The sequence below is a fragment of the uncultured Sphingorhabdus sp. genome, assembly GCF_937872355.1.
Classification (GTDB): Bacteria; Pseudomonadota; Alphaproteobacteria; order Sphingomonadales; family Sphingomonadaceae; genus Sphingorhabdus_B.
In genome coordinates this window covers 1-9,828 of the sequence record NZ_CALMSV010000187.1, presented here as the reverse complement: position 1 = coordinate 9,828, position 9,828 = coordinate 1, and the positions used below count along the sequence as shown (strand labels likewise).

At 57.6% G+C, this 9,828-nt stretch carries 8 protein-coding genes; 5 read left to right on the top strand and 3 right to left on the bottom strand.

The annotated features are described in order from the left end of the window. The coding region (locus Q0239_RS12485) for an acyl-CoA dehydrogenase family protein (protein WP_298603355.1) at positions 1-954 on the bottom strand (954 nt) is incomplete at its 3' end. A 193-nt stretch (positions 955-1,147) separates the two neighbouring features. On the opposite strand from Q0239_RS12485, the gene Q0239_RS12480 reads away from it, so the two are divergent. Then, a complete protein-coding gene (locus Q0239_RS12480) occupies positions 1,148-3,373 on the top strand; it encodes an EAL domain-containing protein (RefSeq protein WP_298603353.1) in 2,226 nt (741 codons plus the stop codon). An 18-nt stretch (positions 3,374-3,391) separates the two neighbouring features. On the opposite strand, the gene Q0239_RS12475 is transcribed toward Q0239_RS12480, so the two are convergent. Further along, positions 3,392-4,219 (bottom strand): MipA/OmpV family protein, encoded by an 828-nt coding sequence (locus Q0239_RS12475; RefSeq protein ID WP_298603351.1) that lies wholly within the window; start codon positions 4,217-4,219, stop codon positions 3,392-3,394. 110 nt (positions 4,220-4,329) lie between these two features. Then, on the bottom strand, positions 4,330-5,127 hold the full coding sequence (locus tag Q0239_RS12470; RefSeq protein ID WP_298603350.1) for a DUF4189 domain-containing protein: 798 nt from the start codon (positions 5,125-5,127) through the stop codon (positions 4,330-4,332). 330 nt (positions 5,128-5,457) lie between these two features. On the opposite strand from Q0239_RS12470, the gene Q0239_RS12465 reads away from it, so the two are divergent. The 4 genes from Q0239_RS12465 to Q0239_RS12450 all read left to right on the top strand — a co-directional run. Next, entirely contained in the window at positions 5,458-6,819 is a 1,362-nt protein-coding gene (locus tag Q0239_RS12465; RefSeq protein ID WP_298603348.1) for an NAD(P)-binding domain-containing protein, read from the top strand. A gap of 3 nt (positions 6,820-6,822) precedes the next feature. After that, positions 6,823-8,052: a cytochrome P450 gene (locus Q0239_RS12460; RefSeq protein WP_298603346.1), complete on the top strand. Its 1,230-nt coding sequence runs from the start codon at positions 6,823-6,825 to the stop codon at positions 8,050-8,052. A 3-nt stretch (positions 8,053-8,055) separates the two neighbouring features. Then, positions 8,056-8,931, top strand: a complete 876-nt coding sequence (locus tag Q0239_RS12455; protein ID WP_298603345.1) for an enoyl-CoA hydratase-related protein — start codon at positions 8,056-8,058, stop codon at positions 8,929-8,931. A gap of 5 nt (positions 8,932-8,936) precedes the next feature. Continuing rightward, positions 8,937-9,828, top strand: an 892-nt coding sequence (locus Q0239_RS12450) for a glutathione S-transferase N-terminal domain-containing protein (protein WP_298603344.1), incomplete at its 3' end; no start/stop codon positions are given.

Here is a 9,828-nt window from a genome sequence, read left to right as displayed (position 1 = left end):
GTTGCCCAAGTCCTTGACCATCGAGGCCTCGACCATCGGGTCTTCACCCGCCGCCAATTTGGCTGCCGTCGACATCGACATTTGTCTCAAAGTCCACAGTTCGGCAGTCAGTTCGCCAATCAAAGCTTTGATCTGTGGTTCCGGATCGGGCCCTGCGGCATCGATCAGCGCGGTCATCAGAACATGGCTGGACAGATAGCGTTCGGGGCCGGATCGTTCGAGTGCCAGTTCGGCCGTAGCCTGAGCCCATCCTTGCCCGCGCGCCCCGACCATCGCCCATTCAGGCAGCAGCACATCATCGAAAAACACTTCGTTGAAATGATGATCACCGCCCATGTCGATAATCGGTCGGATGGTAATCCCCGGAGCATCCATCGGAATCAGGAACTGCGAGAGGCCTGCATTGCGCTCACTGCCCTCTTCGCTGCGCACCAGTGCCAGCATCACATGGCTCATATGCGCGCCCGAGGTCCAGATTTTCTGGCCTGAAATCCGCCATCCATCAGCTGTGTGGCGCGCTGATGTCCGCACAGCTGCCAGATCGGAGCCGGCGCCGGGCTCTGACAAGCCGATGCAGGTGTAGATCTCTCCCTTGCAGATGCCCGGCAAATAGGCGGCCTTTGCCTCATCGCTTCCATAACGGAGGATGAGGGGGGCAGTCTGCCGATCTGCAATCCAGTGTGCGCCAACCGGCGCCCCTGCAGCCAGCAACTCTTCGATGACGATGTAGCGCTCAAGCGGATGCCGTGCGTGCCCGCCCACTTCTTTGGGCAGGATCATGCCAAGAAAGCCAGCCGCACCCAGTGCACGCGAAAATTCGGAATCGCCAACCACCCAGCAATTGGGAACACCCAGCTTGGCTTGATGTTGCGCCAGAAAACTACGCACCTCGTCACGCAGCTTGGCTACATCACCGGCAGGATTGAACGGATATATCGTGAAACTCTGCTGCATTGTCATAGCCATGCCAGCCATTATCCAAGACCACAAGGGCGCATAGACAGGATTTTCGCTGCCTCAAACCTGTCGGTCCAATCCGCCAGATTTTGAAAAAAGTTAGCAATATATAAACCAAAAGATGCGAGAAATTGCGCAGGGAGGAAGCGTCGAAGAGCCCTGTGAAATTAGAGCTGATCGGATTGATAGCGTGAAAAATATTCTACGAAGCTGGACCGGCATGGGTGCACAGGATGCGGGCGGCAATGCTTCGGTTTCTGTGATCCGCTCCAACGACGCTGCAAAGCGCCTCGAACTGCTGGACGACTTCGAACAGGCGGGCATCAGCTGGCTGTGGGCGACCGATGCCGATGGCAGGCTTGTCTACCTCTCCGGAAATGCCGCCGAAAGCCTTGAAAAGCCGTTGGAAGAAATGCTGGGCAGGCCGCTTGTCGAGATTTTCGAAACCGACCCAGACAGCCCCGGCGGCTCGACCGCAAGGCCGCTCAATTTTCAGCTGACGGCGCGCAACAAGCTCGTTGACCAGACCGTCCGGCTAACGATCGGCCGCTCCAAACATGAAGGCCGCCAGACTTGGTGGTCGCTTTCAGGGCATCCGAAATTCGACAAATCCGGCGGATTTCACGGCTATCGTGGCAGCGCGAAAGACATCACCACCGAATATGAACGGCAGTTGGAAGACTCGCGGTTGGCCGAATATGATTCCCTCACCGGGCTCGCCAACCGCCACCGGATGAACAAACGGCTGGAATCCATATTGGCTTCCTACAAGGCTACAAACCGTTCCTGCGCTCTGATGATGCTCGATCTGGATCGGTTCAAACAGGTCAACGACACTTTCGGCCATCCGGTAGGCGATGATCTGCTGAAACAGGTTGCCAAACGGTTGCAACGCGTGGTCGGCCATCGCGGCGAAGTTGGGCGTCTGGGCGGTGACGAATTCCAGGTGATACTGCCCGACATTGATGATCGCGGTAAACTCGGCGAACTGGCGAGCAAGATCATTCAGGTGGTGTCGCAACCTTATATCATCGAAGATAAGCGGGCGACGATCGGCACCTCGGTCGGGATCGCCATTTCCCCTTATGACGGAGTCCATAAGGACGATCTGATCCACAATTCGGATCTGGCGCTCTATGCCTCAAAAAATGGCGGGCGCGGCCAATTCCGTTTCTATTCCGCAGACCTGAAGGATGAAGCCGAAGAGCGGCGCATCATCGAGGAAGATTTGCGCATTGCACTCGCGGAAGAGAAACTGGAGCTTCATTACCAGCCAATCGTCCGCACCGACGACAATATGGTTGTGGTATTTGAGGCGCTGATGCGCTGGACCCATCCGGAGCGCGGCTATATCGGCCCGAATGTCTTCATTCCCATCGCGGAAGAGTCAGACTTGATCCTGAAACTTGGCGAATGGGCGCTTAACAAGGCATGCCTCGATGCTCTTGAATGGCCGGAGTCGGTTCGTGTCGCGGTGAATGTGTCCGCAGCCCAGTTCACCCATAGCGAATTCGCCGACACCGTGACGCAGGCACTGCAAGTCTCGGGACTGGAACCTGGCCGCCTCGAACTCGAACTGACTGAAAGCGTTTTCATGGGCGACAGCGAGACTGTCGAGGAAACCTTCCGGACGCTCAAAAAGCTGGGTGTTCGCCTTGCACTTGACGATTTCGGAACCGGCTATTCATCGCTCAGCTATTTGCGTTCTGCGCCGTTCGACAAGCTGAAAGTAGACCGCAGTTTCGTCGACAGTTGCACCTTGAAGGACCAGAACAGCGACAAAATCATCGCCGCCATCATCGGTCTGTCCGAGGCGTTGGGTATGGAAGTCACTGTCGAAGGTGTCGAAGCATTCGACCAGCTTGATGTCGTCAAATCCAAAGGTGCCCGTTATATTCAGGGCTGGATCTATTCCAAGGCCCTGACCCAGAGCACCATCGTAGAGCGCATGAAATCGGGCGAGTTCCGTATCGAGCCCGACGGCCCGGACCGTCACCGGGGCGAACGGCGTTCGGTATTCCGCCGGATTGGCGTAATCCATGATGACCATCGTTATGACGCTTTGATGCGCGATCTCTCAAAGACTGGCGCACGGATCGAAGGGCTGGTCGGCGTTTCCGTCGGTACCGATTTGGTGCTCGACCTTGGCGGTGGGCAACTGGTTGTCTGTACCGTCAATCGCTCGCATGACGCGACCTTCGCGGTCGAATTTGAAACGCCGTTGGTCAGCGACGGTGCCGGCGGCTTGTGCACGCGGCATCGCGCTTCTCCCTATGCACTTGCTGCGGCCGGGATGAAGATAGATACTGGCCCGAACGGAAAGAGCAGCAATGTCGTCCTGCTCAATCCGCCAACGACCAAACCCCAGTTCATGGAAGTAACAGTGAACAAAACGCAGGGTGCAGCCGGGTTTTAAAGGTCCGGCTTCGATCCGTTAAAAACTGTAAGCTATCCCGGCGACCGCGAGAAACTGGTCGGCATCGCCGGCATCGCGCACGATGGGGCTGCGCGCGTATTGGCCGAGCTGGCGCTTGTAACCGCCAAGCGCGAACAGGCCCCAGCCCTTGCGATTGTCGCCGCCCAGATCATGGGTCAGCAGTAATGTTGAACCGACGCTTTTGAAACCGCCGCCATTCGTGGAATAGGCCGGAAGCGCTCCGGGATGAGCCAAGGCGGGGACATCGAAATAGGAGCGGCTATATCCGCCACCAACATAGTCTATGGAAACTCCGAAACGGGCAAAGGCGCGTTGCGAAACCGGACTGGAAAGCGAAACTCCCGGTGTCAGGATGTAACTGTCATGCGCGCCTGCAACATCGTGCACAAAGACCAGATCAAAAGTCAGTGAAGCTGGCGGAATCAGGAAACCTTTTTTTCCGATTCCAACATAGCCACCTAGTTCGACAGCGGTTTTCCGTGTGCCAAGCAATGCAACGCGCGGATCGTCCAGATCGCTGCGGCTCGTGCGGTCAAAGCGCAACTGCGCAACTGGCCCGGCGATGATATTCCACCTGCTGTCGGCAGAATCGCGAACCAGATCGACATAGATGTTGGGACCGCGAACCTGAAATTCGAAACCGTCAACTTTCCCCTGAATAACCCCGCCCGGCTGGAATCCGTAGTCGTTGGCACCTTCAAATTCCGGCGCAATCCCGCCACCAAGACCAAGGGTCAGGCTGTTGCGATCTTCCTTGGTTGGCCCAAGCAGAGGTTGGGCATAGCTTGTGGTCGGCAAAAGCGATGCGGCAAGTGCAATAAGCATTGCCGGTAACCGGAAATGGAAAGGCATATGAACTCCAATATTGTGCCTGCACTTATCGGATACCGCCTTTGCATCGCTGATGCAGGACAGGAGTTCTGCTTAGGCCTTCATTATTTACGCGCCGGCGCAACCGGCTCTGGCGAGTTGAACGCGTGCACAAATGTTCCTGCCACTCTGCTGTCATAGGCACGTTGCAGCGTGCATTTTTGTTTCAGTTTTTTGCAATGAGCTTGAACTGCCTGTTGCGCACGTTTGGTATTGGATTCGACGACCACGCTGCTGTCACCATTGGGATGGGTGTATGTTTGGATGACGCCGTTACCGACCGCCGTTGCAATCTTGCATTCGCGCCCTGTTGCCTTGTTGCATGCAGCCAACACTTCACTTTCGCCATCGGCCAGAACAGTGCGGCCCGTGGATATAAACACTCGGCCGTCAAACCCTTCGCCGAAAACCCAGGCGCCAACCGCATATCTTTTGCGCGCTACTTCCATATCGGGCTGATAGCGCCGCCTTGACGATGCGAAACTGCCGATAACTTGGCACGGTAAGGGTTGTTTCGAGGCGCAGTCCCGCAAAACATTTTTGCGAATTTGCCCGTCCTCCCCGTTCCAGGCACCGAATAGATAGCCTTGGGCGTCGCGGATCACCGAATAGGAAGAATTGTACCATTCACCGAACGAAACGCAGCCATCGCCCATGGCCGCGCGGCACATCGACATCGCCTCTTTCTCCGCAATATGAGCGGCATCGTAATTGCCAACCATCCACACGTCATCTGAATCCGGATGTCCCACGATTGCGCCGTAAATATAGTAGTATGACACAGGTGCAGGGGCCTGACCTCCGCCATCAATGCTTTCGCACACGGGATATTGCGCAACTCCACCCCCGCCAGCAACGCCCACTTGTCTTTCGCCAGGCCCGGGACCGCTGGGGCAAGGATAGGCAGCGGACGCATTGTCCGGAATGAACAGCATAAGAGCGAAAAATGCAGCTAAGGCGATCAAATGACTGCTTGTTCGACCGGACATGAATGACGGAAACATTCGGGCACCTCTTTTGGGACACATCAGCCTAGCTTAGCAAATCGCGATGCGATTTTGGGTGAATCGGTAATGTACTAGTACATGTACGATCCGACCTTTTTTGACAGCCTAAGCGAATCGCTGGACTTTAATCGCGCGATTAAACATAGTCGTCTCCTGAGCCCGCATTGGCGGGAAGGAGAGAGCGACATGAACCTGCCAAAGGTGTGTATCATCGGTGCCGGTTGTTCCGGCTTTACGACAGCAAAACGACTGAAAGACTATGGTATCCCGTTCGACATTTTCGAAGCGTCGGACGATATTGGCGGCACCTGGTATTACAACAACCCCAACGGCATGTCGGCCTGTTACCAAAGCCTGCATATCGATACGTCGAAATGGCGGCTGGCTTTTGAGGATTATCCCGTCCCCGCAAACTGGCCCGATTATCCGCATCATTCGCAGCTGCTCAAATATTTCCACGATTATGTCGACCATTTCGGTCTGCGCCCGCACATCCACTTCAAGACCCGCGTCGAAAAGGCAAAGCGGCGCGACAGTGGCGGTTGGGATGTGACGCTCTCGACGGGCGAGACAAAGCATTATGATGCGCTCGCGGTTGCCAATGGCCACCATTGGGCTGCCCGTATTCCGGAATATCCCGGCCATTTCGATGGCGCGCAGATCCATTCGCACCAATATCGCACGCCTTTCGAACCGGTCGACTGCATCGGCAAGCGCGTTCTCGTCGTCGGAATGGGTAACAGCGCAATGGACATTGCAAGCGAGCTTTCGCAGCGGCCAATGGCGGACAAGCTGTTTGTTTCCACGCGGCGCGGCGTATGGATTTTCCCCAAATATTATCAGGGCCAGCCGCTCGACAAAAACCCGGCCCCGGCCTGGATGCCCAAAGGACTACGGCAATGGCTGGGCGCGCGCATGGTCAAGAAACTGGTCGGCAAGATGAGCGACTATGGCCTGCCAGAGCCGGAAATTGGCCCGTTTGAAAGCCATGGGACGGTGTCAGGCGAGTTCCTCGTCCGTGCTGGCTCCGGCGATATCAACATGAAGCCCGCAGTCGAGCAGCTGGATGGCGACGGTGTCGTCTTCACCGATGGCAGCCGCGAGAAGATCGACATCATCGTCTGGGCGACCGGCTATGACATCAGCTTCCCCTTCTTCGACGATCCAGCCTTTACCGCGGACAGCGACAACCGGCCCCCGCCCTTGTTCAAGCGCATCATGAAGCCCGGGGTTCCCGATCTTTTCTATATGGGCCTTGCACAGCCGCTGCCCACGCTCGTGAACTTTGCCGAGCAACAATCAAAGCTAGTCGCAACCTATCTCGCCGGCAAATATGCCCCGCCGTCGGAAGATGAAATGCGCCGCATCATCACCGCCGACGAAGACTATTACACCGGCCAATATTACGCAGCGCGGCGGCATACCATCCAGCTCGATTTCGACCATTATGTCCGTGCATTGAACAAGGAACTGGAAAAGGGTGCGAAACGTGCGGCGGCCAAGGGCAATGCCCTGCCCGTGCCTTCGCGTCAGATGGAGGAGGCTTGAGCCATGGCAACTGTTTTGGACAAACGCCCGATCAACCCGTTCGAGGTCAGCGCAAACGCGATCTACACCGAAGACCAATGGCGTGAGCCCTTTGCCAAATTGCGTGCGGAAATGTCGCTGAGTTGGCGTCCGGAAAGCCCCTTCGGCGCCTATTGGTCGGTGGTGACACACGACTTGGTGCAGGAAGTCGAACTACGCCACGATGTGTTCAGCTCACGCTGGGACATGGGCAACATCACCATCGCCGAAGCGGTGAATGGCGAAGGTTTCCCCAATTTCATTGCGCAGGACCCACCCATCCACACCGCACAGCGCAAGGTGATCGCCCCCGCATTCAGCCCGAGCCAGATCCTGAAGCTCGAAAAGCTGGTGCGCGAACGCACCGAAAAGCTGTTTTCAGAGCTGCCGCGCGGCGAGGAATTTGATTGGGTTGAACGGGTTTCGCTCCCGCTCACTTTGGGAATGCTGTGCATCCTGTTCGACATGCCGTTTGAGGAATGGCGCGACATCAAGCGCTGGTCGGATTGGGCAAGCGGCGTTTCGGAAGACAATCTGAACGAGGAATATCGCGCGCAATTTCTGGTGCAGATGGGCGAAATGCTCGCCCGTTTTGACCGTGAATTGGAGGATCGTCGCGGAAAACCGCCTACGGACGACTTGCTGAGCCGAATGGTCCATTCGGAAGCGATGGGCAATATGGACGCGATGGAGCGCATCGCCAATATTGCGCTATTGATTGTCGGCGGAAACGATACCACGCGCAACTCGATGTCGGCCTTGGTGGAGGCATTTGACAAATATCCCGGCGAGATGGATCGGCTGCGCGCTGACCCCTCGCTGATCCCCAATGCCGCGCAGGAAATCATCCGCTGGCAATCGCCGGTCACCCATATGCGTCGCACCGCGCTTGAGGATACCGAGCTTGCCGGACAGCGCATTGCCAAAGGGGAAAAGGTGGTGATGTGGTACATCTCTGCCAATCGCGATGAGCGGATTTTCCCGGATGCAGAACGCTTCGATGTGGGGCGTGAAAATGCCCGCCGCCATGTCGGCTTTGGCCATGGCATCCACCGCTGCGTCGGCGCTCGACTGGCCGAAGTGCAGCTCCACGCGGTCATCGAGCAAATGCTGAAACTGCCTGGACCAGTGGTACCGCAGGGCAAACCGACGCGGCTGGCCAGCCCGTTCCTCCACGGCTTCACCGCCATGCCCGTCAAGATCATGGCGGCTTGAGCGATGAGCAATTACAGCACTTTGGTGGTGGAGCAGGAAGGGCCGATCCTGTGGGTCCGCATCAACCGCCCCGAAGCCATGAATGCCTATACCGCAACGATGGGCGCCGAACTGGCGGCGGCGTTTGACCATGCCGATGGCGAAGATTCGATCCGCGTTGTCATCCTGAGCGCGCTGGGCCGCGTGTTTTGTGCAGGAGCCGATGTCTCGGCCGGCGCAGGCTCATTCGATACCGAGAGCGGCGAAGGTGCGAAGAATTTTGGCGCCCGTAGTGAAGGCCGCAACGCAAACTTCATCGCTGCCATCATGAATTGCCGCAAGCCTTCGATCGTCGCCTTTAATGGCTCGGCCGCTGGCGTGGGCCTCCCGCTCACCCTTCCCTGCGACATCCGCATTGCTGCGGACAATGCCAAGTTCGGTTGCGTCTTCACGCGCCGCGGCTTGGTGCCAGAGGCGGGTTCGGCTTGGTTCCTGCTGCAGATTGTCGGGCTGAGCCAGGCGCTCAAATGGTGCCTGACCGGCGCACTTGTTCCTGCAAGTGAAGCGCTTGAAAAAGGCTTGCTGGCCGAACCCTGCCCCGCCGAACAACTTGACGATCGGGCACGCGAACTGGCTATGGAAATCGCCACCAACACCTCGCCGGTGGCCATCGCGCTGACGCGCCGCCTTTTGTGGCGCTTTTCAACCGATGCCGATCCGTCGGGCGCGCTCTCGGTCGATGCGCCGCTCAACATTGCATTGGGCAAGGGTGCGGATGTGCATGAGGGCGTCTCCGCCTTCCTTGAGAAACGCGCACCCAATTTTCCGAGCAAAGTATCGAGCGACACACCCGCAACACCATGGTGGCCGGCCGACCCGACCGCCCGCCGCCAAGGATAGACCCGATGTATACACTCTACGGCGCGCTAGGATCGCCCTATTCGATGAAGATGCGCGCCTTGCTGCGCTATCGCCGGATTGCGCACATCTGGAAGGATGGCGCGGCTGCTCGCGACGCGCTGCAACAGGTGAAGGCACCGGTCATTCCGGTTCTGCAGTATCCCGACGGCCATTTTGCCAATGATTCCACACCATTGGTCTATGATCTTGAGGAACGGCATGCAGAGCGATCGGTGGTTCCGCCGTCGCCCGCCAGCGCCTTCCTTGCGCACCTGCTGGAGGATTTTGCCGACGAATGGCTGACCAAGGCCATGTTCGGCTATCGCTGGCTGGAGGAAGTCGACCAGATCCAGATGAGCCGCTGGCTCGCGTTCGACAATCTCAAGGGCGGCGGGCTGCAGACCAGTCAGGGCTTTGCCGAGGCGTTCCGTTCACGGCAGGTGGGGCGCATGGCGATTGTCGGCTGCACCCGCGAAAACTTCCCGCTGATAGAGGCAAGCACCAAGGCCGTACTGGCCGTGCTTGAGGCGCATGTCGTGAACCGGCACAGTCTGTTCGGCACGCGACCCAGTCTTGCCGAATTCTCGATTTTCGGGCAGCTGTCACAACTTGGCACCGATCCCACACCGCAGGCGATGATGCGTGCGGAGTTTCCCTATAGCTATCGCTGGCTGGCCCACATCGACGATATGTCCGGCGTCGAAGGCGAATGGGAGGATGAAATCGCACCCGTCGTTGCAGAACTGGTTCGCATATCGGGCGAAGTCTATGCACCCTTCCTGCTCGCCAATGCGGCAGCCGCCGAAGCCGGTGCGGAAACATTCTCGATGACGGCTATGGGTCTGCACTATGAACAGGGCACATTCAAATATCAGGTCAAATGCCTCGCAGACCTGC

What these genes read in the sequence shown, in the direction of transcription:
- Q0239_RS12465 (WP_298603348.1), top strand. Translation starts at nt 5,458, where the DNA reads ATGAACCTGCCAAAGGTGTGTATCATCGGTGCCGGTTGTTCCGGCTTT.
- Q0239_RS12460 (WP_298603346.1), top strand. Translation starts at nt 6,823, where the DNA reads ATGGCAACTGTTTTGGACAAACGCCCGATCAACCCGTTCGAGGTCAGC.
- Q0239_RS12475 (WP_298603351.1), bottom strand. Translation starts at nt 4,219, where the DNA reads ATGCTTATTGCACTTGCCGCATCGCTTTTGCCGACCACAAGCTATGCC.
- Q0239_RS12455 (WP_298603345.1), top strand. Translation starts at nt 8,056, where the DNA reads ATGAGCAATTACAGCACTTTGGTGGTGGAGCAGGAAGGGCCGATCCTG.